Genomic DNA, 24,906 nt, shown 5'->3' with positions numbered 1-24,906 from the left:
GGGCGCAGACGGGCTGTCTGGTGCCACTGGCTACAACACGCCCGCCACCACGTTGACCGTGATCGCAATGATGATGACGTTGAAGAAGAACGACACCAGACTTTGCAGCGTCACCAGCTTGCGCATCTCGCCGGAAGTGACGGCCACGTCCGAGGTCTGGCAGCACATGCTGAGCACGGTGGCGAAGTAGACGAAATCCCAATAATCCGGCTCCGGCGTGCCAGGGAACACCAGCTGGTCGGGCTTCAGGTAGTAGGCGTGGGCATAGTGCTGCGAAAAGATGGCGGCCACGTACAGCCAGGACAACAGCAGGGTGCCTATGGCCAGCGCGATGTCGGTTGGGGATTTGTCCCGCACGCCGTGCAGCTCATGCGACAGCGCCGCCAGCACCACTGCGGCAATGCCCATGCTGATCAGCAGCACGGTCCACTTGCCATCGTCCTGCACGCGCGCGCGCTCCGGCATGGAGTCGGGGGTGACGCCGGTGATCAGCGCCGCCATCAGCGCCAGGAACAGCGCGGCGCCAATGTCAAAACCAATCAGCAACGCCCGACCCACGCTCATGGACGGCAACAGCAGCAAGAAGGTCACCAGGCCTACGCTGGACGAGGTCAGCAGCCGGGGGCGCCGTATGATGCGGCGGATGCTTTGAGCGGGGGTGTTCATGACCGGTAGGTCTCCTGGGGTGGTCGTGATCGACACCAACATTGTGCTGGACTTGCTGGTGTTCGGGGATCCGGCCAGCCAGCCTTTGCTTCAGGCTTTGCAAAGCGGCAGCCTGCAATGGCTGGCCACCAGCGCCATGCGGGTTGAGCTGCAGCGGGTGCTGGGCTATCCGCAAATCGCCCCGCGCCTGGGCTTCTACCACTTGGCGCCCGAACAGGTGTTGGCGGGGTTTGACCAGTGGTCGCAACTGGTGGACGCGGCGCCGAGGACCGCCTTTGTGTGCAAGGATTCGGACGACCAGCAGTTCATCGACCTGGCGGTTGCGCACCAGGCCCTGTTGTTGAGCAAGGACCAGATGGTGTTGCGCCTGGCCAAGCGGCTGCTGACAGCCGGCGTGCGCGTGCAACCGACCCTCGGGTGAGGACAGGGCTGCGCTGCGCTGAGGTCTGCCCCGCAAGGAGCAGCCGGCATCCGACAAAGTGTTGAGGACAGAGCTCCGCTTTGCTCCGGTCTGTCCCGCAAGGTATCAGGATTGCAGCTTGAAGCTGTTGGCGCTGGCGTAGGGCCAGGTCTGCTGAAAAATCAGTGGCAGCTTGCTCAGATCGTCCTGCAGCAGCGCGCCCTCGGGAAACTGCGTCAGCATCAGTTGGGCCAGCGGCTTGACCTTGTCGTCGGCGGCGCGGCGCACGATGTGGTGCGCCGTGATGTCCTGGGGGTGGTCCACACCGGCGGCTTGCACCAGCTCTTGCAGCGCGTGCAGGGTTTGCTGGTGGAAGTTGAACACGCGCTGTGCCTTGTCGGCCACCACCAGCGACTTCTGCCGCAACGGGTCCTGCGTGGTGACGCCGGTGGGGCAGTGGCCGGTGTGGCAGGTCTGCGCCTGCAGGCAGCCAAGCGAGAACATGAAACCGCGCGCGCTGTTGCACCAGTCGGCGCCCAGCGCCATGAAACGGGCGATGTCGAAGGCGCTGACCACCTTGCCGCCGCAGCCGATCTTGATTTTGTCGCGCAGGCCGGCACCGCGCAGCGTGGCGTCCACCAGCAGCAGGCCCTCCTGCACCGGTGAGCCCACATGGTCGGTGAACTCCAGCGGCGCCGCGCCGGTGCCGCCCTCGGCGCCGTCTACCACGATGAAGTCCGGTGTGATGCCGGTGGCCAGCATGGCCTTGACCATGGCAAACCATTCCCATGGATGCCCAATGCACAGCTTGAAGCCGGTGGGCTTGCCGCCGGACAGCTCACGCAGGCGGTCGATGAACTGCATCATCTCCACCGGCGTGGAGAAGGCGCTGTGCGAGGCCGGCGACACGCAGTCCACCCCCATGGGCACACCGCGCGCGGCGGCGATCTCCAGCGTCACCTTGGGGCCGGGCAGCATGCCGCCATGGCCAGGTTTGGCGCCCTGGCTGAGCTTGAGCTCAATCATCTTCACCTGTGGATCGCGCGCGTTGGCGGTGAATTTTTCCGCGCTGAAGCTGCCGTCGTCATTGCGGCAGCCGAAGTAGCCCGAGGCCACTTCCCAGATCAGGTCACCGCCATGCACGCGGTGGTGCACCGAGATCGAGCCTTCGCCGGTGTCGTGCGCGAAGCCGCCGCGCTTGGCGCCGGCATTCAGCGCGAGGATGGCATTGGCGCTCAAAGCACCAAAGCTCATGGCCGAGATGTTGAACACGCTGCAACTGTAAGGCTGGGCGCGGTCGGGGCCAATCAGGATGCGGAAGTCATGCGACTTCAACCGGGTGGGCACCACCGAATGGTTGATCCATTCGTAGCCCTCGGCATGCACATCCAGTTGGGTGCCAAAGGGGCGTTTGTCCGGGTCGCCCTTGGCGCGCTGGTAGACCAGCGAGCGCTGTGCGCGCGAAAACGGCGTGGCGTCGTTCTCGGCCTCCAGGAAGTACTGGCGTATCTCGGGCCGGATGAACTCCAGCATGAAGCGCAGGTGGCCGATGATGGGGTAGTTGCGCAGGATGGAACGGTGCTTCTGGCTCAGGTCGTACAGGCCCACGCCCACCAGCAGCCCGAACAGCAGCGCCAATGGCAGCCCCACACCGAACACCGCCAGGCTGAAGCCGCACAGCAGCAGCGCGAACACGCACAGGCCCATGACGGTGTAGCGGATCGGGAACAGGGTGTTCAAGTAGTCGAGCATGGGCGGTTACCTGTTGGGCGCTGGGGCAAGGCGGCTGGGCGTGCTCCGCACTGTGCCAGAAAGCCGCGCTTTGCGCGACGCCCTTTTCCCTAGCCGCTCAAGCGGGCAGGCGCGGTAAACTGCACGACCCTGGTCAAAGCTGCCAGCCGGTCGCACCCCTTGCCCGGCCTGACACGGCCCCAAGCATCCCTTCCTCCGCCATGAACACCCCCGTCACCCCCACCGCCGCCGAGCCCCTGCCACCAGAAGCGTTCGATGAGCTGGACAGCATCCTGGACGACCTGCGCACCCGCTACGACGAAACGCCGCAGTGGGAGTTTTGCGAAGGCTTCATGGCTGCACTGGTCTGCTGCCGGCGCCCCATCGCTGCCGAGGAATACTTGCCGGTGCTGCTGGACGTGGGCTGCACGTCAGGTGACAACGAAGGCTCGTTCAGCGATGCTGCACAGCAGCAGCGCTTCATGGACCTGTGGCAGCGCCGCTGGCAGGAGGTGGTGGCCGCGCTGGATGCCGACGTGCGCAACCTGGAGGACGACCAGGCCTACCACCCCGAGGTGCTGGACGTGCGCGGTTCGGTGGCCGCCTTGGACGAGGCCGAGCGGGCCGAGATGGCGTCCGAGGTGCTGCCCTATTTCGCCCAGGTGTGGGCGCTGGGCTTCATGTTCGCCGTGGAGAGCTGGCCCGAAGAATGGGCCGCGCCGCGCGACAAGGAAGCCGCCGGCATCCTGAACGCCGCGCTGGAGGCCATCGTGGCCATCACCGAGGACGACACCGGCAAGCCCACGCTCAGCGTGTTCAGCGAGGACGGCCCGCCCAGCGTCAGCCAGCAGCGGCTGAACGCCTTTGGCGAGGCCATCTGGGCGGTGTACGACCTGCGTGAACTGTGGCTCAGCTTCGGCCCGCGTGTGGAGACCGTGCGCAAGGAAGCCACGCCGGGGCGCAATGACCTGTGCCATTGTGGCAGCGGCAAGAAATACAAGAAGTGCCACGGAGCCGGGTGATCTGGGGCTTCTCCCGGCCGACGCCGCCGGGATGACGAGTTTGTTGATGCCGAGCGCCGCGTCGGCCTGATCCCCAAACCAAACGCCCTGGTTCGGAAGTCAGCCCTGCCGTTGCAAGAACTTCGCCAGGTTGCCCGCCGCCGTGGCCCGCACCTTGTTGCGCAGCATCGATGACCAGCCCAGCAGCATGCCCGGCGCGCCCAGCGCCTGGCTGGACCAGCGCCAGAAGTTGAAACGGTCGAGCTGCTTGACGATCAGCCCCTGGTCGTTGAAGGTGAAGGCACTGTCGATAATGTTGTGCACCATGCGGCCGGTGGCGCTGAAGCGGTAGTCCGCTTCCCAGTGGGCCTTGCCGGTGTTGCCGCTGGCTTGAATGCCGCTGTATTCCAGCTTCCACACGTCAGCGCCCTTGGCCTTGGTGGCCTCGCACAGCATGGTCCACATGCCCACCACCTGCTGCTTGCCGCGCAGCGAGAACGCCTCGTCGTCGAATTCCACGTTGTCGGCATAGGCCTGTGCCATGGTGGCGGCGTCCAGCGCGGCAAAGGCGGTGTAGAACCGGGTCAGGCTTTGTTCGTGGGTGTTCATGGGCGTCCTGGTTTTTTTGATGCGCGAGGGTGCTCAGCGTACCACTGGTGCACTGCGGCGTGGTGGTCAGCCCAGCAGTTTGATCAGGCCGGCCAGCGCATGCTGCACCGTGGCCTGGCGCACGGCGGCGCGGTCGCCGGGGAACAGCATGGTCTCGCTCAGCAGCCAGCCCGGCGCGGCAAAGCCGAACCACACCGTGCCCACCGGCTTGGCGGCGCTGCCGCCCGTGGGGCCAGCCACGCCCGTGACCGCCACTGCCACCTGGGCATGCGAATGCGCCAGCGCGCCGCGCGCCATGGCGCGCGCCACCTGCTCGCTGACGGCACCGTGGCGCCTGATCATGGCTGCCTCCACGCCCAGCATCTCGGTCTTGGCCTCGTTGGAATAGGTGACGAAGCCGCGCTCCAGCCAGTTGCTGGAACCAGCCAGCTCAGTGCAGGCGCCAGCGATCAGGCCGCCGGTGCAGCTCTCGGCGCAGGCCAGCTTGTGGCCCTTGTGCAGCAGCAGGTGGGCCAGCTGTTCGACCAGCTCGGCGGTGGACGGTGCGGGGGAAGCTGCGGGGGATGGGCTCACAACAGTCTCCAGAAACTGAACACCAGCAACACACAGAAGGCGGCCACCAGGTCGTCCAGCATGATGCCCAGGCCGGCCTTGTGCCAGGCATGGGGGTCGGTGGCCGGGTCCACGCCGTGGAACAGCTGGTCGGCCCAGCCCACCGGGCCGGGTTTGACGGCGTCGAAGAAGCGGAACAGGCCGAAGGCGATGGCCTGGGCCACCAGGCCGGCCGGCATCAGCAGCCACAGCACCAGCCAGAAGGCCACCACCTCGTCCCACACCACGCTGCTGGGGTCTTGCACGCCCAGGTGGCGTGCGGTGGTGCTGCTGGCCCACCAGCCCAGCAACAGCGAGATGGCGATCAGCCCGCCCCACTGCGCCGGGCTCAGCCAGTGCGACAGCACCAGGTAAGCCAGCCAGCCCCACAACGTGCCGGCGGTGCCCGGGGCCACCGGGCTCAGGCCCGAGCCGCCGCCCAGCGCCAGCAGGTGTGCCGGGTGCGCGAGCATGAAGCGCGCCGTGGCCACTTGCGGCGCGGCAGCACCTTGCTGCATGGCCTGCACCATGCGGGCGGGGTCGGAAAAATCGTGTGGTTCGTTCATGCGCCTCAGCCGGCGGGGTTCAGCCATTGCTCCCAGTAGTCTATGCAGGCGCGAATCTTGGGCAGGCGCTGGCGTTCCCTCAGCATCACCGCGTGGATGGGCACTTGCGGGTCGGAGAAATGCGCCTGCAGCAGCGGCACCAGCTGCCCAGTATGCACCAGCGGCCGCGCCACCAGGTCCACCAGCCGGCCTATGCCCACCCCGCCCAGCACCAGCGCCAGCAGCAGCGCCGTGCTGTCGGCGCGCGTGTGGCCCGCCACCTGCAGGCTGCCGCCGGGGCCAGCCGGCTTGGGCGTCAGGCCCCATTGGTTCAATACCGGGCTGGCGCTGTTGGCCAGCAGGCGGTGCGCTTTCAGGTCGTCCGGATGTTGCGGTGTGCCATGGCGTGCCAGGTAATTTGGCGCTGCGTACAAGCTGCGCTGGTAGGCGCCAATGCGGCGCGCCACCAGCGTGTCGCTGCCGATATCGCCAGTACGGATCGCGATGTCCAGGCCATCGCGCGCCATGTCGGCCAGGCGGTCGTCCGCGGCTAGTTCGATGTGCAACTCGGGGTGGCGCTCGTACAGGCCGTTCAGGCTGGGTGCCAGCACATGGCTGGCCAGCACTTGGCTGGCACCGACCCGCACCCAGCCACGGGGACCAGCGAGCTTGCCGGTCAGTTCGCTGCTCAGTTCGGCACTCAGCTCCAGCATGCGGCGGCAGTAGGCCAGAAAAGTGTCGCCTTCATCGGTCAGGCTCAGGCCATGGGTGGTGCGGTGCAGCAAGCGCACACCGCAGCCGGCCTCCAGCCGCGCCAGCGCCCGGGTCACCTGGCTGACCGGCACATCGCGCTCGCGCGCAGCCGCCGACAGCGTGCCCAGCTCGGTGATGCGCACGAACAGCGCGGCGTCGTCTAACTGCAGTTGCATGGCGGGATTGTGGGTTGGTATTGCAAAATTTGCAATACCAATTGCTGCTGAAAGCTATTTCGCTCTGCTGCTTATATCAATAAAGTGATGAACATCATTCACCAGCCCGGAGCACCCCATGCCCATCCTGCAATTGAAAGTCTCGCCCCCGCAACATGCCGAAACCTACGCCCACCTGGCGGAGTCGCTCAGCCGGCTGACCGCCTGGCACCTGGGCAAGCGGTTTGATGTCACGGCAGTGGAAATCCAGGCGTTGCCCACCGGCCATTGGTACATTGGCGGCCAGCCACCGCAGGCTGCCACTTTCTTTTTGGACATCAGCGTCACCGCAGGCACCAATACCGAGGTCGAGAAGGCAGAGTTCATCGCAGCGGTGTACGCCGAAATGCAGCAGCAGATTGGCAGTGGCAAGCCGCTGGCCGAGGCCAGCTACATCGCCGTGCATGAGCTGCCCGCCACCGATTGGGGGTATGGCGGCCAGACGCAACAGGCGCGCCGGCTGGCGCGCATCGCGCAGGCACACGCTGATCAGGCGAAGTGATCGAAGGAGGCGAAGCGGCCGCTGACCCGCTGGCCATCCACCCCCAGCACGTGCAGGCCCTGGCCTTTTTCGGTGGTGCGGCCCACACGCGTGACGGGGGTCGCGCTGGCCTGTGCGGCCGCCACCACCTGGGCGCGCAATGCGGGCGGGGCGGTGAAGGTCAGCTCGTAGTCGTCGCCGCCGGCCAGCACGTACTCCAGTTGCAGTTCGGGCGCCAGCGCCCACGGCGGGTCTTGCAGCGCGGCACTGGCCAGCAGTGGCCGGGCCAGCTCGGCCTCGATCACCGCGCCCAGTTGTGAAGCCTTCAGCACATGGCCCAGGTCGCCCAGGAAGCCGTCGCTGATATCGATCGCAGCGGTGGCGATGCCGCGCAGCGCCTGCCCCAACGCCACCCGGGGCGTGGGGGTTTCCATGCGTGCGCGCGCCAGTTCGAAGACCTTGGCCGGCAGGCTGTGCCGGCCGCGAAACTGCTCCAGCGCCAGGCGGGCGTCGCCCAGGTGGCCACTGACGTAGATGTCGTCGCCCAGCTGCGCGCCCGAGCGCAGCAGCGCCTGGCTGCGCCCGTCCAGCACCGGCACTTCGCCCAGCACGGTGATGCAGATGTTCAGCGGGCCCTGGGTGGTGTCGCCGCCGATCAGTTCGCAGCCGTGCGCATCGGCCAGCGCCCACAGGCCGGCTGAGAACCCTTGCAGCCAGGCTTCGTCGGCGCGTGGCATGGCCAGAGCCAGCGTGAAGGCCAGTGGCCGGGCGCCGCAGGCGGCCAGGTCGCTGAGGTTCACCGCCAGCGCCTTGTGACCCAAACGGAATGGGTCCACGGTGGACAGGAAGTGGCGCCCCTCCACCAGCATGTCGCTGGACACCGCCAGCTGCATGCCGGCACGCTGCGGCCACAACGCGCAATCGTCACCCACGCCCACGGCGGCCTGGCGCGGCGGGCGCTGGAAATAGCGCGCGATCAGGTCGAATTCACCCATGACATCGCGTCAATGCAAGGTGCGGCTGTCGCCGGCGCTCAAGGCATCCAGCACGAACATCGGGATGTCGGCGTCGAACTTGTCACCCTCTTCGCTGACGCAAAACAGACTGCCGTGCATGGTGCCGGTGGGCGTGCCCAGGCGCGTGCCACTGGTGTATTCGAAGGCTTCGCCCGGTCGCAGCAGCGGTTGCTGCCCCACCACGCCCAGGCCGCGCACGCGCTCGGTGTGGCCGTTGGCGTCGTTGACGTTCCAGGTGCGCGAGATCACCTGGGCGGTGACCTCACCCACATTGGTGATGATGACGGTGTAGGCAAAGGCATACATGCCCTGCCCCGGGCGGGACTGCTCGGGCAGGTAGCGGGGACGCACTTCCACGTGAAATTGCAACTTGGGCATAGCCCGCCATGCTACCTGCGAAAATACGCCCAGTCCAAGCTGGGCCAAAATCACCACTCTCATGACTTACCGCATCGCTCCCTCCATCCTGTCCGCCGACTTCACCCGCCTGGGGGAAGAGGTGAAGAACGTCATCGCCGCTGGCGCCGACTGGATCCACTTTGACGTCATGGACAACCACTACGTGCCCAACCTGACCTTCGGCCCCATGATCTGCCAGGCGCTGAAACCCCATGCCAAGACCGCTGACGGAAGGGCGGTGCCACTGGACGTGCACATGATGGTGCAACCGGTGGATGCGCTGGCGGGTGCCTTTGCCGATGCCGGCGCCGACCTGATCAGCTTCCACCCCGATGCCAGCACCCATGTGCACCGCAGCATCCAGGGCATCAAGGCCAAGGGCTGCCAAGTGGGCCTGGTGTTCAACCCCGCCAGCTCGCTGGATGTGCTGGACTGGGTGATTGATGACATCGACCTGGTGCTGATCATGAGCGTGAACCCGGGCTTTGGCGGCCAGAGCTTCATCGACTCCGCGCTGCGCAAGATCCAGGCGGTACGCAGCCGCATCACCGCCTGCGGCAAGGACATACGGCTGGAGGTGGACGGCGGCATCAAGGCCGACAACATCCGGCGCGCGGCCGATGCCGGCGCCGACACCTTCGTGGCGGGCAGCGCCATTTTTGGCAAGGCGGACTACAAGGTGCAGATAGACGCCATGCGCGCGGCCCTCGCGGCCTGACACGCGCAGATGCCCCCCGCATTTTCCCGTCGTTCCCTGACGCAGGCCCTGCGCGCGTGGTGGCTGGCCCGTTGGCGTGCCGTCGCATTGGGTGAGCTGCCAGCGCACCTGCGGGTGCGGCTGTCCATGTACGGCATGCTGTTGCTGGTGGGCGCGGTGTTCGCCGTCCAGGCCTGGCAGGCTGACCAGTTTGAGGCGGTGCGCAAGACCGACGCCGAAATCATCCAGTCCGCCGCGCGCCAGAGCACGCTGACGCAGCGCCTGGGCACAACGGCCGCGCTGCTGGGCCTGCCCAGCGGCCGCGTGGAAGAGCAGCGCCAGGCGCTGGGCGATGGGGTCAATGTTGCACAGGCCCAGGCGCTGGGCTTTGAAGGGCTGCTGAGATCCCAGGCGGCTTTGCAGGGCGACGACGACAACCCCGCGTTGGAGCAGGCGCTGGCGGCCTGGCAGCAAGGGCGCGAACGCCTGTGGCAGCAGGTGCAGGCCCTGCTGGCGCACAGCGAGCGCCCTGGCGCTGCTGGCCTGCTGGACAGCGTCGCCGCGGTGCAGGTCGAGGTGGAGAAGAACCTGCAGATCACGCGCGAACTGGAAGACAGCGTGCGCCAGGCGGCGCAACAGCGCAGCCGGCGCAGCACCCAGGCCGCGTTGCTGTGGACGCTGGTGGCGCTGGGCTTGCTGCTGTTGCTGGCCCTGGTCATTGCCGAACCCACGGCGCGCGCGGTCAACCGCCAATACCGGGCGCTGGATGCCCAGGCCGGCGAGCTGCGCCGCCTGGCCATGGTGGCGCAGCGCACGTCGAACGCGGTGCTGGTCACCGATGCTTCGCAGCGCGTGGTCTGGGTCAACCGGGCCTTCGAGCGCATGAATGGCTACAGCGCACAGGAAGCGGTGGGCCAGCGGCTGATCGACCTGCTGCGCGGCGAGGCGTCCGACCCGGTGATGCAAAAGCGCTTCGCCCACGCCATGCGCGGTGGGCAGGGCATTAGCGCCGATGCCCGCATCCTGACCAAGGACGGCCAGCTGCGCTGGGTGGAGTCCGACGTGCAGCCGCTGCACGACGCCCAGGGTGCGCTGGCGGGCTGGGTGATTGTCAACAGCGACCTGACCGAGTTGCGCGCCCAGCAGCAGCTGCTGACGCTGGCGGTGGACGGCGCCGGGCTGGGGATCTGGCAGTGGGACATCGTCACCAGCGACATGACGGCCAACGACCGCATGCTGGCCATGATGGGCTACCAGCGTGGCCAGCTGGACATGGCCGCCAAGACCTGGAATTGGTTGATGCACCCCGAAGACGCGCCGGCTTGGCGCGCATCGGTGCGCGAGCACCTGGTGAACCCGCGACACCCGCTGCGCATGGAGGTGCGCATGCGCACGCCCGCCGGCACCTGGAACTGGCTGCTGCTGTCCGGCGCCGTGGTGATGCGCAGCCCGGCCGGCGCACCGCTGCGCATGGCCGGCGTGGGGCTGGATGTGAATGCCAACAAGGCGCTGGAAAGCCAGCTGCGCACCGCAGCCAGCACCGACAACCTGACCCAGTTGCCCAACCGCAGTGTGGTGCTGGAGCTGATACGCACGGCATTGGCACGCGGCGCTGCCTCGCCGGGTTACAACTTCGCTGTGCTGTTCATGGATTTCGACCGCTTCAAACAGGTCAACGACACGCTGGGCCACAGCGTGGGTGATGAGCTGCTGCGCCAGATTGCGCAGCGCTTGCAACACAGCCTGCGCCCGGGGGATTCGTTTGTGCGCACCAGCGACTTCGGCCAGACCGCCGCGCGCATAGGCGGCGACGAGTTCGTGGTGGTGCTGGACGACATCCGCGGCGACCTCGATGCCCAGGTGGTGGCCGGGCGGCTGCTGGACGTGCTGGCCGAGCCCTACGACATCGGGTCGCATCGCGTCAACTCCAGCGTCAGCATAGGCATCGTCACCACGGCGCACGCCGCCGCCGACGCCGACAGCGTGCTGCGCGACGCCGACATCGCCATGTACGAGGCCAAGCGCGCCGGGCGCGGCCGCTACGAGATGTTCGACCCCAGCATGCGCAAGCGCGTGCGCGACGACGTCACGGTGCAAAACGACCTGCGCCTGGCGCTGGAGCGCGGCGAGCTGTTCGTGGTCTACCAGCCGTTCATCGATTTGACTACCGGCACCCTGGCAGGCATGGAGGCGCTGGCGCGCTGGCGCCATCCCGAGCGCGGCCTGGTGTCGCCGGTGGAGTTCATCGCCGTGGCCGAGGCCAGTGGGCTGATCGCGCCGCTGGGCCGCTTCGTGCTGGAGACCGCCTGCCGCGAGCTGGCGCAGATGCAGGCTGAGCTGGGCCGGCGCGCGCCGCCCAAGATGGCGGTCAATGTGTCGCGTGCCCAGCTGCGCCAGGACGGTTTTCCCTCTGAGGTGCTGGACGTGCTGCGCAGCAGCGGCGTGGCGCCCAGCCAACTGCAGCTGGAGGTGACCGAGAGCCTGGCGGCGCAGGACGATGCCGTCAAGGAAGTGCTGCGCCAGATCAAGGCGCTGGGCGTGACGCTGTCGCTGGACGATTTCGGCACCGGCTACTCGTCGCTGTCATGCCTGCACGAGTTGCCGGTGGACACGGTGAAGATTGACCGCTCGTTCGTCAGCCAGGCCGAGAGCAGCGCCTACCACCGGGTGCTGATCGAAGCCACCATGCGCATGGCGCAGACGCTGGGCCTGAGCACCGTGGCCGAAGGCATAGAGACGCCGCAGCAGGCGGCGCTGATGCTGCAACTGGGCTGCGACCGTGGCCAGGGCTACCTGTACAGCAAGCCCATGGAGGCCGCTGACATGACAGCCTGGATAGTGGCGCGTACGCGCTAGCCCCCACGGTCGCTCACTTCGTGTAGCTCCCTGCCCCCCGAGGGGGCCGCAAATCCCCTTGGGGCGGCCCGGCGGGGATTTATCCCGCTAGCGCAGGACGGCCAGCAGCTCGACCTCAAAGATCAACGTGGCGTTCGGGGGAATTTCTCCGGGCACGCCATTCGGGCCGTAGGCCAGCGCGCCGGGGCAGGTCAGCTTGGCCTTGCCACCCACCTTCATGTGTTGCACGCCCTCGGTCCAGCACTTGATGACCCGGTTCAGCGGAAACTCGGCCGGTGCGCCGTTCTTGTAGGAGCTGTCGAACTCCTTGCCGTTGGGCAGCGTGCCGCGGTAGTGCACCCGCACGCGGTCGACCGCCATCGGGCTGGGGCCCTTGCCTTCCACCAGCGCGCGGTACACCACACCGGTGGCGCTGACCACCGCGCCCGGCTCCGCGGCAGCGGCCACCAGCGCGGGGTCGGTGCGGGCGACCTGGGCGTGGGCCAGCCCCAGGCTGGCTTGTACGAAGGCGAGGGCGAGGGTGCAGACAGCTTTTTTCACGGGAAATCCTTTGCCAAGCATGACGGGTTGGCGGATTATGGTGCCTGGGCGCGAACTTTACTTTACAAAGGCTTCACGCACGGCCAACAGAGATGGCATGCCGAGCTTGTCTAATAGCGGTGAGGCAAGGGAGGGACTGTGGTCCCGCGCACATTGCGATTCACCATGCGCCGTATCATCGCGATGGGGTGCGGCGATGTGGATCGCTCGGCGTCAAGCTGCCCTGGCCAGAACAATAAATAACGCAGTCCTATGAAAAAACACATTTCTGCAAGAACGGCTTCTGTTTTTATCCGCCACCAAGGGCAATCCGGCGCGGCCAAGCCAGCACTGGTGGCTGGCATCGTGGTGGCGCTGCTGCTGGCCGCTGGCGGTTGGTGGTACTGGTCGTCGCGCGGTAGCGCCAGTGGCGCCGGGCCTGCGGGCGCGGCCAGTGTGCCGGCCGGCAGCGCCAGCCGGGCGGGTGGCCCCGGCGGTGGATCCGGTGGCCCAGGGGGCGGTGGCCGCTTTGGCGGCGCCAACCGCATCCAGCCGGTCAGCGTGGGCACGGTGCGGCGCCAGGACGTGCGCGTGACGGTCAACGCCATCGGCAGCATTGCGGCGGCCAACACGGCCGTGGTGCGCGCCAAGGTCAGCGGTGAGTTGAAGGCGATTTATTTCAGGGAAGGGCAGCTGGTGAAGGCGGGCTCGGTGGTGGCCGAAATCGACCCGCAACCTTTCCGCATCGCACTGGCCCAGGCCCAGGGCACGCTGGTGCGTGACCAGGCGCAGCTGGCCAATGCCAGGCTGGACCTGGCCCGTTACAAGGACCTGATCGCCAAGGACGCCGCGCCCAAGCAGCAGCTCGACACCCAGCAGGCCCTGGTGGCTCAGCTGGAGGGCACGGTGATGACCGACCAGGCGCAGGTGGACAACGCCAAGCTGCAACTGTCCTACACCCGTGTGACGGCGCCGATCTCCGGCCTGGCCGGCTTGAAGCAGGTGGACGTGGGCAACACCGTGCAGACCAGTGACGCCAACGGCGTACTGAGCATCGCGCAGACGCATCCGGTGAACGTGGTGTTCTCCGTGCCCGACACCCAGTTGCCACAGATTCAGAAGCAGATGAAGGCCGCCAAGCCCATGGCTGTGGAAGCGTGGGACCGCGACCAGAAGAACAAACTGGCCGACGGCGTGCTGGCCAGCACCGACAACAGCATTGACAGCACCACCGGCACCATCAAGCTGAAGGCGCAGTTCGCCAACGCCAAGGACGAGCTGTTCCCCAACCAGTTTGTCAACGTGCGGCTGCAGGTGGACAACATTTCCGACACGCTGGCGGTGCCCAGCGCGGCCGTGCTGCGCGGCACGCAAGGCACCTATGTGTACCTGGTGAATGCCGACAAGACGGTGAGCGTGCGCCGCATACGCGTGGGCGCCAATGACGGCGACTGGGTCAGCATCCAGGCTGACCTGAAGCCGGGTGACAAGGTGGTGACCGATGGCGCTGACCGCCTGCGCGAAGGTGCCCAGGTGGAGGTGGTGGTGCCGCTGGCCCCGAGCGGCGGCTTTGGCGGGCGCCGCCGCGATGGTGCCAGTGCGCCAGCAGGGGGTGCCAGCGGTGCGTCTGGCGGCGGCAATTTTGGTGGCCGCGGTGCCGGTGGTCCGGCGGCTGCGGGCGCGGACGCTGGCCCGGGCGCGGGACCAGTTGCTGGCGAAGGCGGTACGCGCCGTTCGCCGGCCGGTGCTGAGGCCGGCCAAGGTCGGCCGGGTGGGGAGGGTCGACCCGGTGGGCCCGGTGGAGAGGGTCGACCCGGTGGTCCCGGCGGCCGCCCGGGTGAGGGTCCGCCACCGCGTGGCGATGGCCCACCGCCGCAACGCGGCGACGGCCCGCCCCCTGGCGCCAATGCCGGCGGTGGCGACATGCCGCCCTGGTTCAGCCGCCTGCCACCCGAGATGCAGGAAAAGTTCAAGGCCATGAGCCCGCAGGAGCGGGAAGCCTGGATACAGAAGCGCCGCGAGGAGCGCCAGCGCCAGCAAGGTAACCAGTAAACATGGCCCCCACGCTCGTCACTGCGTGTACTCGCTGCCCCCCGAGGGGGCCGCAATCGCCTTGGGGCGGCCCGGCGGCGATTCACCTCCTCTCACACGTACATGAACCCGTCACGCATCTTCATTGAACGCCCGGTCGCCACCTCGCTGATGATGGTGGCCATCCTGCTGGCTGGCCTGCTGGCCTACCGGCTGCTGCCGCTGTCGGCGTTGCCGGAAGTGGACTACCCGACCATCCAGGTCACGGCGCTGTACCCGGGCGCCAGCCCGGACGTGATCGCCTCCAGCATCACCGCGCCGCTGGAACGCCAGTTTGGCCAGATGCCGGGGCTGGCGCAGATGTCGTCCAGCAGCTCGGGTGGCGCCTCGGTCATCACGCTGCGCTTTTCGCTGACGCTGTCGCTGGACGTGGCCGAGCAGGAGGTGCAGGCCGCCATCAATGCCGGTGGCAACCTGCTGCCCAGCGACATGCCGATGCCGCCGACCTACAGCAAGGTCAATCCGGCCGACGCGCCGGTGATGACGATTGCCATCACCTCACCGTCGCTGCCGGTCATCAAGGTGCATGACCTGGTCGAAAGCCGCCTGGCGCAAAAAATCTCGCAGGTGTCGGGTGTGGGCCTGGTGGCGATCGCCGGCGGTCGCCGGCCGGCCGTGCGCATCCAGGCCAATCCGAAGGCGCTGGCCAGCCTGGGCCTGTCGCTGGACGATGTGCGCACCGTCATCGCCAGTTCCAACGTCAACCAGGCCAAGGGCAGTTTCGATGGCGCCACGCGCGCCTCCACCATCGACGCCAATGACCAGCTGAAGACCGCCAACGACTACATCAACCTGGTGATCGCCTACAAGAACGGCAACCCGATCCGGCTGAAGGACATCGCCACCATCGTCGACGACGCCGAGAACCTGCGCCTGGCGGCCTGGGCCGACACCACCGCCGGCGTGATCCTGAACGTGCAGCGCCAGCCCGGCGCCAACGTGATCGAGACGGTGAACCGCGTCAAGGCGCTGCTGCCGCAGTTGCAGGCCACGTTGCCGGCGTCCATCGACGTCAAGGTGCTGAGCGACCGCACGGTGACCATACGCGCCTCGGTGGACGACGTGGAGTTCGAGCTGATGCTGTCCATCGCGCTGGTGGTGATGGTGATCTTCGTCTTCCTGCGCAGCGTGTCGGCCACCATCATCCCGGCGGTGGCGGTGCCCCTGTCCCTGGTGGGGACCTTCGGCGTCATGTACCTGATGGGCTTTTCCATCAACAACCTGACCCTGATGGCGCTGACCATCTCCACCGGTTTCGTGGTGGACGACGCCATCGTGATGATCGAGAACATCGCGCGCTACGTGGAAGAGGGCGAGTCGCCCTTGCAGGCCGCCTTCACCGGCTCCAAGCAGATCGGCTTCACCATCATCTCGCTGACGATTTCGCTGATCGCGGTGCTGATCCCGCTGCTGTTCATGGGCGACGTGGTGGGCCGGCTGTTCCACGAGTTCGCCATCACGCTGGCGGTGTCCATCCTGATCTCGGCCTTCGTGTCGCTGACGCTGACCCCCATGATGTGCGCGCGCCTGCTGAAGCACACGCCCGAGGAAAGCCATGGCAAGCTGTACCAGTGGGTGGGCCGGGCGTTCGACAAGACCATCCACGAATACGGCCGTCTGCTGAACTGGGTGCTGGACCGCCAGGTCTGGACGTTGCTGGTGTTCGGGATCACGCTGGCGCTGACGGCGCTGCTGTACGTGGTGGTGCCCAAGGGCTTTTTCCCCATCCAGGACACCGGGCAGATCCAGGCCATCACCGAGGCTTCGCAATCCACCTCGTTCGCGGCCATGGCCACGCACCAGCAGGCGCTGGCCGAGATTATCCTGAAAGACCCGGCGGTGGAGTCGCTGTCGTCCTTCATCGGTGTGGATGGCGCCAACGCCACGTTGAATGCCGGGCGCATGCTGATCAGCCTCAAACCGCTGGACCAGCGCCGCATAGGTGCCAGCGACGTGATACGCCGGCTGAACCAGGCCACCGCCAACGTGCCGGGCATCTCGCTGTACATGCAGCCGGTGCAGGACTTGACGATTGAAGACCGGGTGTCCAAGACGCAGTACCAGTTCACGTTGAGCTCGCCCGACCAGGCCGAGCTGACCAAGGCCACCTTGCGGCTGCAGGAAAAGCTGCGCACGCTCCCCTCTTTGGTGGACGTGGCCAGCGACGTGCAGGACGAAGGCCTGCAGGCCTATGTGAACATCGACCGCGATGCGGCTGGGCGTTTTGGCGTCACCGTGGCGGCCATCGACTCGGCGTTGTACAACGCCTTCGGCCAACGGCTGATCTCCACCATCTTCACCCAGTCCAACCAATACCGCGTGGTGCTGGAGGTGTCGCCCGAGTTCCGGCGCGGCATGCAGGGGCTCAACGGCCTGTACGTGGCGGGCAGCGCGCCGAACCCGAACGGCACGGGCAACATCAGCGTGCAGGTGCCCTTGACCTCGGTGGCCACACTGACCGAGCGCTCCGCGCCGCTGGCAGTCAACCACGTGGCGCAGTTCCCATCCGCCACCATCTCGTTCAACCTGCCGCCGGGTGTGTCGCTGGGCGAGGCGGTCTCGGCCATCAAGGCGGCCGAGAAAGAGGCACAGCTGCCGGCCAGCGTGGAGACCAGCTTCCAGGGCGCGGCGCTGGCCTTCCAGGCCTCGCTGACCAACACGCTGTTGCTGATCGTGGCGGCGGTGATCACCATGTACATCGTGCTGGGCGTGCTGTACGAGAGCTACATCCACCCGCTGACCATCCTGTCCACGCTGCCGTCGGCCGGCCTGGGCGCGCTGCTGGCGCTGCTGATTTTCCGGCTCGATTTGGGCATCATCGCCATCATCGGCATCGTGCTGCTGATCGGCATCGTGAAGAAGAACGCCATCATGATGATCGACTTCGCGCTGGAGGCCCAGCGCGAGCACGGCATGAAGCCGCGCGACGCCATCCACCAGGCCTGTCTGCTGCGCTTCCGGCCGATTTTGATGACCACGCTGGCGGCCTTGTTCGGCGCGCTGCCGCTGATGCTGGGTGGCGGCATGGGCAGCGAGCTGCGCCATCCACTGGGGGTGGTGATGGTGGGCGGGCTGATCGTCAGCCAGTTGCTGACACTGTTCACCACGCCGGTGATCTACCTGGGCTTTGACGCACTGTCGGACAAGCTGCGCCGGCGCTTCGGCGACCCGCTGTCGCCCGAGGGCATGGCCACGCCGACGGAACCGGAACCCGCCAAGACGGGCGACAAGGCATGAACCTGTCCGCGCCCTTCATCAACCGGCCGGTGGCGACCACGCTGCTGTCGCTGGGGCTGGCCATGGCCGGCGCGATTGCCTTCAAGCTGCTGCCGATCGCGCCACTGCCGCAGGTGGACTTTCCCACCATCTCGGTGTCCGCCTCGCTACCCGGTGCCAGCCCCGACACCATGGCCGCCACCGTGGCCACGCCGCTGGAGCGCGCCTTGGGCAGCATTGCCGGCGTCAACGAGATCACGTCGTCGTCGTCGCTGGGCAGCTCACGCATCACGCTGCAGTTTGATCTCAACCGCGACATCGACGGCGCCGCCCGCGACGTGCAGGCTGCCATCAACGCGTCACGCTCCATGCTGCCCAGCGGCATGCCCAGCAACCCGACCTACCGCAAGGTCAACCCGGCCGATGCGCCCATCATGATCATCGCGCTGACGTCGGAGACGCTGACGCGCGGTCAGATGTATGACGCCGCCAGCACCGTGCTGGCGCAGCGGCTGTCGCAGGTGGACGGCATAGGCCAGGTGTCGATAGGCGGCGGCGCGCTGCCGGCGGTGCGCATCGAGCTGGACCCGAACCGCCTGTCGGCCAACGGCATCTCGCTGGACACGGTGCGCGTGGCGGTGACGGCCACCAACGCCAACCGACCCAAGGGCTCGGTGGAGGACGACACCAACTACTGGCAGGTCGGTGCCAATGACCAGGCCCGCACGGCGGCCGACTTTGCGCCGTTGGTGGTGAGCTTTCGCAACGGTGCGGCGGTGCGCCTGCGCGACGTCGCCGAGGTCATCGACTCGGTGCAGGACGTGCGCAACTACGGCGCCTCCAACGGCAAGCCGGCGGTGCTGCTGATCCTGAACAAGGCGCCGGGCGCCAACATCATCGAGGCGGTGGACCGGGTGCGCGCGCTGTTGCCGCAGCTCAAGGCGTCGATTCCGGCAGCCATCAACACCGCGGTGGTGGTGGACCGCAGCCCCACCATACGCGCCTCCATCAACGAGGTGGAGCGGGCCATGGTGATCGCCTTTGGCCTGGTCATCGTGGTGGTGTATGCCTTTTTGCGCAGCGTGCGCGCGGCGCTGCTGCCCAGTGTGGCGGTGCCGCTCTCCCTGGCCGGCACCTTCGGCGTGATGTACCTGGTGGGCTACAGCGTGGACAACCTGTCGCTGATGGCGATGACGGTGGCCACCGGCTTCGTGGTCGACGACGCCATCGTGGTGCTGGAGAACATCACCCGCCACATGGAGCACGGCAAGTCGCCGCGCGAGGCAGCGCTGGCCGGCGCGCGAGAGATCGGCTTCACCGTGGTGTCCATCAGCCTGTCGCTGATCGCTGCCTTCATCCCCATCCTGTTCATGGGCGGCATCATCGGGCGGCTGTTCCGCGAATTCGCGGTCGTGCTGTCGGTGGCCATCCTGGTGTCCATGGTGGTGTCGTTGACCACCACGCCCATGATGGCCGCGCTGCTGCTGAAGCCGCGGCAGAAGAACCTCACCCCCAGCCGCTTTGCCCGTGCCGCCACGCGCGTGCAGAACGCGGTGCAGCGCGGCTATCGTGCCAGCCTGCGCTGGACGCTACGGCACCAGCCGGTGGCGCTGCTGGCGCTGGCCGCGGTGGTGGGCGTCAACGTCTACCTGTACACCATCATCCCCAAGGGCTTCTTCCCGCAGCAGGATACCGGCCGGCTGGTCGGCGGCGTGCAGGCTGACCAGGGCATTTCCTTCCAGGCCATGCAGAAGAAGCTGGACACCTTCATGGGTATCGTGCAGGCCGACCCGGCGGTGGAGAGCGTCACCGGCTTCACCGGTGGCGGCCAGCGCAACAGCGCCAACATGTTCATTTCACTCAAGCCCTTGAGCGAGCGCAACCTGTCGGCTGACGCCATCGTGGCGCGGCTGCGCGCCAAGCTCAGCCACGAGCCCGGTGCCAACCTGTTCCTCACCCCCGTGCAGGACATCCGCATCGGCGGGCGCCAGTCGAATGCCCAGTACCAGTACACACTGCAAGCCGATGAGCTGACCGACCTGCGCGCCTGGGAGCCCAAGATCCGCCAGGCCTTGTCGCAGTTGCCCGAGCTGGTGGACGTCAACAGCGACCAGCAGGACCGGGGTGTGCAGACCTCGCTGAACATCGACCGTGACGCCGCCGCCCGCCTGGGCCTCAACATGAGCACCATCGACAACACGCTGAACAACGCCTTCGGCCAGCGCCAGGTGGGGGTGATCTACAACCCGCTGAACCAGTACCGCGTGGTGATGGAGTTGGCACCCGAGTACCTGCAAAGCCCCGATGCGCTGAAGAACCTGCTGTTCACGTCCAGCAGCGGCGCGCAGATTCCGCTGGCGTCCATCGCCAAGGTGGAAACCACCTTCACGCCGCTGGCCGTCAACCACCAGAGTGGCACGCCGGCCTCCACCGTCAGCTTCAACCTGCCGGAAAACGTGTCGTTGTCGCAGGCGACTGCGGCGGTGGACAGCGCCATGCTGAGCGTCGGCGTGCCGGTGTCGGTGCGCGGCCGCTTCCAGGGCGCGGCCAACGCCTTCCAGGCGTCGCTCTCCAGCCAGCCGATGCTGATCCTGGCGGCCATCGTGGCCATCTACCTGGTGCTGGGCATCCTGTATGAGAGCCTGATCCACCCCATCACCATCCTGTCCACACTGCCGTCGGCCGGCGTCGGCGCGCTGCTGGCGCTGATGATGTTCGGCACCCAGTTCACCGTGATTGCCTTCATCGGCGTGGTGCTGCTGATCGGCATCGTGAAGAAGAACGCCATCATGATGATCGACTTCGCCATCGCCCGGCAGACCCGCACGCGCGAACTGGGCAACGAGGTGAGTGCTGGCGCCGCCATCTACCGCGCCTGCCAGCTGCGCGTGCGGCCCATCCTGATGACCACCGCCGCCGCCATCTTTGGCGCCATCCCGCTGGCGCTGGGCACCGGTGACGGCGCCGAGCTGCGCCAGCCGCTGGGCATTGCCATCGTCGGCGGCCTGGTGCTGAGCCAGTTGCTGACCCTGTACACCACGCCGGTGGTGTTTGTTTGCATGGACAGGCTGCGCCGGCGCGGCAAGCGCAAGGCGGCCAAGGCCGCCAGCGTGCCAGCCACCGCCGCCCACCCTGCCTGAGCTGAATGACCATGCCTGCCCTGTTCCTTTCCACCGTCACCCCATTTCGCGCTGTGCCCACACGCCTGGCGCCGTTGGCCCTGGCCTTGCTGCTGGCCGGCTGCGCCGTCACCGCCGAGTCGCCGCCGGCCCCCACCGCAGCGCCGGCGCAGTTCAAGGAAACCGGGCTGTGGCAGCAGGCACAAACCAGCCAGGCCACCGTGCCGGACGACTGGTGGACGCTGTTCAGCGACCCGGTGCTCAATGACTTGCAGGGCAAGCTGGTCATCGGCAACGAAAACCTGAAAGGCGCACTGGCCCAGGTGGCGCTGGCGCGCGCCAGCCTGGACAGCACGCGTGCCGCCCAATACCCCACGCTGGGGGTGGGCTTGAGCGGCACGCGCAGCCAAAGCCCCACCGGCGCGGCGGCCGCCGTCACCGACCCCACGGTGGCGCGCAGTAACGGCCCCAGCAACAGCGTGCAGTTGGGCCTGAGCGCCAGCTGGGAAGTGGACCTGTGGGGCCGCCTGTCGCAGGCCACCAGCGCCAGCGAGGCGCGTTACCAGGCCAGCGTGGACGACCTGGCGGCGGCCCGCCTGTCGGCCCAGGCGCTGCTGGTGCAGACCTATTTTTCGCTGCGCACCTTCGAGGCCCAGCAGGCGCTGTATGAGCGCAACCTGGAGGCCTACAGCCGCTCGGCATCACTGACGCAGGCACGCTACGACGCCGGCGTGGTCGGCCGCACCGACGTGCTGCAGGCGCAGACGCAGTTGAAATCTGCCCAGGCCCAGCTGGCCGAGGCCAAGGCGCAGCGCGCCCAGCTGGAGCACGCGCTGGCGGTGCTGCTGGGCCTGCCGCCGTCGGGCTTCAGCCTGCCGCGTACGGCCGGCGTGCCGGCCTCGCCCGCCATTCCGACGCTGTTGCCCAGCACGCTGTTGCAACGCCGCCCCGACATCGCCGCTGCCGAGCGCCGGGTGGCCGCTGCCTATGCGCAGATTGGCGTCGCCAAGGCGGCGTATTTCCCGACGCTGACGCTGTCGGCCAGCGCCGGCTACCGCAGCACCAGCCTGAGTGACCTGATCAGCGCGCCCAACCGCTTCTGGTCCATAGGCCCGGCGCTGGCCGAGGGCATTTTTGACGGCGGCGCCCGCCGCGCGGCCACCGCCCAGGCGCGCGCCAACGCCGACCAGGCCACCGCCACCTACCGCCAGACCGTGTTGACCGCTTTTCAAGAAGTGGAAGACAACCTGGTGCTGGCCGAGCAATTGCGCGCCGAGGCGCAGCTGCAGCGCGAAGCACTGAAACTGTCGCAGGACAACCTGGCCATCGTGATGGAGCAGTACCGCCAGGGCACCGTCAGCTACTTGAACGTGGCGGCAGCGCAGACGGCCGAACTCAGCAGCGAGCTCAGCCTGCTGTCGGTGCGCAACCGGGAGCTGGCGGCGCTGAACACGCTGTTGAAGAACATTGCCGGGCGCTGGCAAGACCAGCCTGCCCAGTGAGGGGCCGCGCTGTGCGGCGCTGCTTTCGCGCGCCATCGCGCTGCGTTGAATGCCGGGGTGCTTGCGGTGGACGCGCACGCATCCTGTGCACCTGAATCTGCAACCCATCGCGCCTGGCTCGCTTGCAGCGACCCTGCTGGTTAAAGTGGGTCTCCGTTAACTTTCGATGGCGATCCGACCCACATGACAGATTCAGTCTTCTCGCGCTTTGCTGTGGCCGTTGTTTTTTCAGCCGTGGCCTTGGGTGCCCATGCTGCCGGCAGCTTTGAGTTTTCCGGCCCGCCCGGCCCGTACGCGGTGGGCCTCAAGGCTGTGCAGAAGTACGACTACACGCGCGCCTTCAAGCCCGTGCTGGACATCAACACCGGCCTGGCCAATACCGGTGAGCGGGCCAGGCCCATGCAAATGCTGGTGTGGTACCCCGCGAGCAAAGCCGGCAAAGCCGTCAGCTATGGCGACTACATCCGCCTGGACGGCACGGAGGACGACATCGCGCTGAAGGAAGACGAGATTGAGCGCGTGTACCAGGGTAGGGTCAAGCGGATTGTCGCTTCCAAGGGCAGTGCGGCTTTGGCCAGCCAGGAGCTGGCCCGCCCCATGCGCGCAGTGCGCGATGCGCCCGCCGCGGCGGGCAAATTTCCGTTGGTGGTCTATGCTGCCAGCTTCAGCAGCACGGCATCGGAAAATGTGGATTTGTGCGAGTATCTGGCCAGCCACGGCTATGTTGTCATCGCCATTCCCAGCATGGGAACGCACAGCCATGGGCAGTCCACAGACCTGGAAGGGCTGGAAGCGCAGGTGAGCGACATTGGGTTTGCCATGGCGCACGCCCACACCCTCGCTCAAGTCGATCTCGGCAAAAGCGCGGTCATGGGCTTCAGCTGGGGTGGTTTGGCCAATGTGATGGCGGCGGCCAAGGACAACCGCATCAAGGCGCTGGTGAGCCTGGATGGCTCGGTGCGGTACTTCCCACAGTTGGTCGACTCCGGCAAGGAGGCCGCGCCCTACGTCACCCCCGCGCGCGTGGCGGTGCCGTTGCTGTACATGGCGGCGCGGCCCAAATCGATGGAGGTCATGCAAGGCCAATATGACCTGAGCTTCAATTTCATGAATGCCATGAAGTACTCGGACGTCTATCGCGTCACCATGTGGCCCATGGAGCATGGTGACTTTGCTTCCAGCGGTCTGCATACCCAGAATCCGGCGCGTTTCAAGGAGTATTCGCTGGACGAGGTGTCCGCAGCGCACAGTTGGATGGCGCGCTACGTGCTGAATTTTCTCAACGCCCGCCTCAAGGGTGACGCCAGCGGAGAAGTGTTTTTCAGCAATGCGCCCACAGTGAATGGCGCGCCGCCCCACATGAGCACGGTGGAGGTGATTCGCGCAAAAGGGGCGCCGCCGACGCTGGAGTCCTTCGCGGCACAGCTGTACAGCCAGGGCTTTTCCAACGCCCAGCAGGTGCTGGACAGCTACAGAAAACTGGAGCCCAAATTCCAGTTGCCGGAGAACGAACTCAACCGCTGGGCCTACAACCTGCTGCAGGCGGGCCAGGTGAAGGCGGCCATCGAAGTCTTCAAAGTCAATGTGGCCTTGTATCCCGCCAGCTTCAATGTCTACGACAGCCTGGCGGAGGGCTATGCGACGAACAAGGAGACCGCCCTGGCCGTCCAGAACTACAAGAAGTCGCTGGAGTTGAACCCCAGAAATACCAACGCGGTGGAGCAGCTTGAGCAGCTGGCAACACAAAAATAGTCCGCTTGGGGCTGCGCTAGACTGGAGTAACACGATGCGCTCCCTTTTTGAACACCATGGCCTTGCGTCTTGACGCGTTGCAAGCCGCCGTCATCGACCTCGACGGCACGCTGGTCGACACCCTGGGCGATTTCGCCGCCACGCTGAATCTGATGCTGGCTGACCTGGCCCTGCCGCCGGTGGACCGCGTCACGGTGGAACGCCTGGTGGGCAAGGGCTCGGAGCACCTGATACGAGGCGTGCTGGCGCTGGCCGGCTGGTCCGAGGCGCGCATGGACGCGCCGGATGGCTACGCGCGAGCTTGGCAGGCTTACCAGGACCACTACCGCCACATCAACGGCCGGCATTCCGAGGTCTATCCCGGTGCCCTGGCGGGTGTGCAATGGCTGCATGCGCGTGGCCTGAAGCTGGCCTGCCTGACCAACAAGCCGACCGAGTTCGCGCAAGGCCTGTTGCAAGCCAAGGGACTGGCCGGGTATTTCCAAGTGGTGTTTGGTGGCGATGCCTTCCCGCGCAAGAAGCCCGACCCCATGCCGCTGCTGAAAACCTGCGACGCGTTGGGCACGTTGCCTGCGCGCACGCTGATGCTGGGCGATTCCAGCAACGATGCCCAGGCGGCGCGCGCCGCCGGTTGCCCGGTGGTGCTGGTCACCTATGGCTACAACCATGGCGAGCCGGTGCGCGCGGTGGATGCGGACGGCTGGCTGGACAGCCTGGACGAACTGTCCCGACTGGTGTCCTGACCCG

20 protein-coding genes are annotated in these 24,906 nt (G+C 66.9%); 11 read left to right on the top strand and 9 right to left on the bottom strand.

The features are described from left to right. Positions 1 to 30: 30 nt before the first annotated feature. A complete protein-coding gene (locus AC1DX2_RS25185) occupies positions 31 to 666 on the bottom strand; it encodes a DUF1345 domain-containing protein (RefSeq protein WP_477199182.1) in 636 nt (211 codons plus the stop codon). Between the two features lie 25 nt (positions 667 to 691). On the opposite strand from AC1DX2_RS25185, the gene AC1DX2_RS25180 reads away from it, so the two are divergent. Continuing rightward, positions 692 to 1,087 carry a putative toxin-antitoxin system toxin component, PIN family gene (locus AC1DX2_RS25180; protein WP_477199181.1) on the top strand — a complete coding sequence of 132 codons (396 nt, stop codon included), beginning with the start codon at positions 692 to 694 and terminating at the stop codon, positions 1,085 to 1,087. A gap of 105 nt (positions 1,088 to 1,192) precedes the next feature. Here AC1DX2_RS25180 and AC1DX2_RS25175 read toward each other — a convergent pair whose 3' ends face one another. Next, positions 1,193 to 2,818 carry an FMN-binding glutamate synthase family protein gene (locus AC1DX2_RS25175; RefSeq protein WP_477199180.1) on the bottom strand — a complete coding sequence of 542 codons (1,626 nt, stop codon included), beginning with the start codon at positions 2,816 to 2,818 and terminating at the stop codon, positions 1,193 to 1,195. Between the two features lie 200 nt (positions 2,819 to 3,018). Here AC1DX2_RS25175 and AC1DX2_RS25170 point away from each other — a divergent pair, with 200 nt between their 5' ends. Then, positions 3,019 to 3,819, top strand: a complete 801-nt coding sequence (locus tag AC1DX2_RS25170) for a UPF0149 family protein (RefSeq protein WP_477199179.1) — start codon at positions 3,019 to 3,021, stop codon at positions 3,817 to 3,819. A 99-nt stretch (positions 3,820 to 3,918) separates the two neighbouring features. Here AC1DX2_RS25170 and AC1DX2_RS25165 read toward each other — a convergent pair whose 3' ends face one another. The 4 genes from AC1DX2_RS25165 to AC1DX2_RS25150 form a co-directional block, all read right to left on the bottom strand. After that, positions 3,919 to 4,407, bottom strand: coding sequence for a nuclear transport factor 2 family protein (locus AC1DX2_RS25165; protein ID WP_477199178.1), 489 nt, complete (start codon positions 4,405 to 4,407; stop codon positions 3,919 to 3,921). A 66-nt stretch (positions 4,408 to 4,473) separates the two neighbouring features. Beyond that, entirely contained in the window at positions 4,474 to 4,980 is a 507-nt protein-coding gene (locus tag AC1DX2_RS25160; protein ID WP_477199177.1) for a CinA family protein, read from the bottom strand. After that, positions 4,977 to 5,528, bottom strand: a complete 552-nt coding sequence (locus tag AC1DX2_RS25155; RefSeq protein WP_477199250.1) for a phosphatidylglycerophosphatase A family protein — start codon at positions 5,526 to 5,528, stop codon at positions 4,977 to 4,979. The genes AC1DX2_RS25160 and AC1DX2_RS25155 overlap by 4 nt, the downstream gene beginning before the upstream one ends. Positions 5,529 to 5,569: 41 nt before the next feature. Then, complete coding sequence (locus tag AC1DX2_RS25150) at positions 5,570 to 6,472, bottom strand: LysR family transcriptional regulator (RefSeq protein WP_477199176.1); 903 nt, start codon at positions 6,470 to 6,472, stop codon at positions 5,570 to 5,572. 118 nt (positions 6,473 to 6,590) lie between these two features. Between AC1DX2_RS25150 and AC1DX2_RS25145 the strand changes: the two genes are divergently transcribed. After that, a complete protein-coding gene (locus AC1DX2_RS25145; protein ID WP_477199175.1) occupies positions 6,591 to 7,013 on the top strand; it encodes a tautomerase family protein in 423 nt (140 codons plus the stop codon). On the opposite strand, the gene thiL is transcribed toward AC1DX2_RS25145, so the two are convergent. Next, entirely contained in the window at positions 7,001 to 7,987 is a 987-nt protein-coding gene (thiL, locus tag AC1DX2_RS25140; protein ID WP_477199174.1) for a thiamine-phosphate kinase, read from the bottom strand. The two genes, AC1DX2_RS25145 and thiL, sit on opposite strands and share 13 nt — an antisense overlap. A 9-nt stretch (positions 7,988 to 7,996) precedes the next feature. Further along, entirely contained in the window at positions 7,997 to 8,386 is a 390-nt protein-coding gene (gene apaG / locus AC1DX2_RS25135; protein ID WP_477199173.1) for a Co2+/Mg2+ efflux protein ApaG, read from the bottom strand. Positions 8,387 to 8,447: 61 nt separating this feature from the next. Here apaG and rpe point away from each other — a divergent pair, with 61 nt between their 5' ends. Further along, positions 8,448 to 9,125 (top strand): ribulose-phosphate 3-epimerase, encoded by a 678-nt coding sequence (gene rpe / locus AC1DX2_RS25130; RefSeq protein ID WP_477199172.1) that lies wholly within the window; start codon positions 8,448 to 8,450, stop codon positions 9,123 to 9,125. Positions 9,126 to 9,134: 9 nt separating this feature from the next. Beyond that, positions 9,135 to 11,960: a putative bifunctional diguanylate cyclase/phosphodiesterase gene (locus tag AC1DX2_RS25125; RefSeq protein ID WP_477199171.1), complete on the top strand. Its 2,826-nt coding sequence runs from the start codon at positions 9,135 to 9,137 to the stop codon at positions 11,958 to 11,960. A gap of 87 nt (positions 11,961 to 12,047) precedes the next feature. Here AC1DX2_RS25125 and AC1DX2_RS25120 read toward each other — a convergent pair whose 3' ends face one another. Beyond that, positions 12,048 to 12,521, bottom strand: a complete 474-nt coding sequence (locus AC1DX2_RS25120; RefSeq protein WP_477199170.1) for an FKBP-type peptidyl-prolyl cis-trans isomerase — start codon at positions 12,519 to 12,521, stop codon at positions 12,048 to 12,050. A gap of 312 nt (positions 12,522 to 12,833) precedes the next feature. Here AC1DX2_RS25120 and AC1DX2_RS25115 point away from each other — a divergent pair, with 312 nt between their 5' ends. The 6 genes from AC1DX2_RS25115 (at position 12,834) to AC1DX2_RS25090 (ending at position 24,902) form a co-directional block, all read left to right on the top strand. Continuing rightward, complete coding sequence (locus tag AC1DX2_RS25115; protein ID WP_477199169.1) at positions 12,834 to 14,531, top strand: MdtA/MuxA family multidrug efflux RND transporter periplasmic adaptor subunit; 1,698 nt, start codon at positions 12,834 to 12,836, stop codon at positions 14,529 to 14,531. Positions 14,532 to 14,633: 102 nt separating this feature from the next. Next, a complete protein-coding gene (locus AC1DX2_RS25110; protein WP_477199168.1) occupies positions 14,634 to 17,807 on the top strand; it encodes an MdtB/MuxB family multidrug efflux RND transporter permease subunit in 3,174 nt (1,057 codons plus the stop codon). After that, complete coding sequence (locus tag AC1DX2_RS25105) at positions 17,804 to 20,926, top strand: multidrug efflux RND transporter permease subunit (protein WP_477199167.1); 3,123 nt, start codon at positions 17,804 to 17,806, stop codon at positions 20,924 to 20,926. Before AC1DX2_RS25110 ends, AC1DX2_RS25105 begins: the two co-directional genes overlap by 4 nt. 5 nt (positions 20,927 to 20,931) lie before the next feature. Then, positions 20,932 to 22,407: an efflux transporter outer membrane subunit gene (locus AC1DX2_RS25100; RefSeq protein ID WP_477199166.1), complete on the top strand. Its 1,476-nt coding sequence runs from the start codon at positions 20,932 to 20,934 to the stop codon at positions 22,405 to 22,407. A gap of 183 nt (positions 22,408 to 22,590) precedes the next feature. After that, entirely contained in the window at positions 22,591 to 24,159 is a 1,569-nt protein-coding gene (locus tag AC1DX2_RS25095; RefSeq protein ID WP_477199165.1) for a poly(ethylene terephthalate) hydrolase family protein, read from the top strand. Positions 24,160 to 24,215: 56 nt separating this feature from the next. Further along, positions 24,216 to 24,902 (top strand): phosphoglycolate phosphatase, encoded by a 687-nt coding sequence (locus tag AC1DX2_RS25090; RefSeq protein ID WP_477199164.1) that lies wholly within the window; start codon positions 24,216 to 24,218, stop codon positions 24,900 to 24,902. Positions 24,903 to 24,906: the final 4 nt, after the last annotated feature.

It is taken from the genome of Hylemonella sp. P2_B10, assembly GCF_056404875.1.
The sequence above is the reverse complement of the archived record's forward strand: the minus strand, read 5'-3'. Positions and strand labels throughout refer to the sequence as shown.

What these genes read in the sequence shown, in the direction of transcription:
- AC1DX2_RS25185 (WP_477199182.1), bottom strand. Translation starts at nt 666, where the DNA reads ATGAACACCCCCGCTCAAAGCATCCGCCGCATCATACGGCGCCCCCGG.
- AC1DX2_RS25175 (WP_477199180.1), bottom strand. Translation starts at nt 2,818, where the DNA reads ATGCTCGACTACTTGAACACCCTGTTCCCGATCCGCTACACCGTCATG.
- AC1DX2_RS25170 (WP_477199179.1), top strand. Translation starts at nt 3,019, where the DNA reads ATGAACACCCCCGTCACCCCCACCGCCGCCGAGCCCCTGCCACCAGAA.
- AC1DX2_RS25165 (WP_477199178.1), bottom strand. Translation starts at nt 4,407, where the DNA reads ATGAACACCCACGAACAAAGCCTGACCCGGTTCTACACCGCCTTTGCC.
- AC1DX2_RS25155 (WP_477199250.1), bottom strand. Translation starts at nt 5,528, where the DNA reads ATGGTGCAGGCCATGCAGCAAGGTGCTGCCGCGCCGCAAGTGGCCACG.
- AC1DX2_RS25150 (WP_477199176.1), bottom strand. Translation starts at nt 6,472, where the DNA reads ATGCAACTGCAGTTAGACGACGCCGCGCTGTTCGTGCGCATCACCGAG.
- AC1DX2_RS25145 (WP_477199175.1), top strand. Translation starts at nt 6,591, where the DNA reads ATGCCCATCCTGCAATTGAAAGTCTCGCCCCCGCAACATGCCGAAACC.
- thiL (WP_477199174.1), bottom strand. Translation starts at nt 7,987, where the DNA reads ATGGGTGAATTCGACCTGATCGCGCGCTATTTCCAGCGCCCGCCGCGC.
- apaG (WP_477199173.1), bottom strand. Translation starts at nt 8,386, where the DNA reads ATGCCCAAGTTGCAATTTCACGTGGAAGTGCGTCCCCGCTACCTGCCC.
- rpe (WP_477199172.1), top strand. Translation starts at nt 8,448, where the DNA reads ATGACTTACCGCATCGCTCCCTCCATCCTGTCCGCCGACTTCACCCGC.
- AC1DX2_RS25125 (WP_477199171.1), top strand. Translation starts at nt 9,135, where the DNA reads ATGCCCCCCGCATTTTCCCGTCGTTCCCTGACGCAGGCCCTGCGCGCG.
- AC1DX2_RS25120 (WP_477199170.1), bottom strand. Translation starts at nt 12,521, where the DNA reads ATGCTTGGCAAAGGATTTCCCGTGAAAAAAGCTGTCTGCACCCTCGCC.
- AC1DX2_RS25110 (WP_477199168.1), top strand. Translation starts at nt 14,634, where the DNA reads ATGAACCCGTCACGCATCTTCATTGAACGCCCGGTCGCCACCTCGCTG.
- AC1DX2_RS25105 (WP_477199167.1), top strand. Translation starts at nt 17,804, where the DNA reads ATGAACCTGTCCGCGCCCTTCATCAACCGGCCGGTGGCGACCACGCTG.
- AC1DX2_RS25100 (WP_477199166.1), top strand. Translation starts at nt 20,932, where the DNA reads ATGACCATGCCTGCCCTGTTCCTTTCCACCGTCACCCCATTTCGCGCT.
- AC1DX2_RS25095 (WP_477199165.1), top strand. Translation starts at nt 22,591, where the DNA reads ATGACAGATTCAGTCTTCTCGCGCTTTGCTGTGGCCGTTGTTTTTTCA.
- AC1DX2_RS25090 (WP_477199164.1), top strand. Translation starts at nt 24,216, where the DNA reads ATGGCCTTGCGTCTTGACGCGTTGCAAGCCGCCGTCATCGACCTCGAC.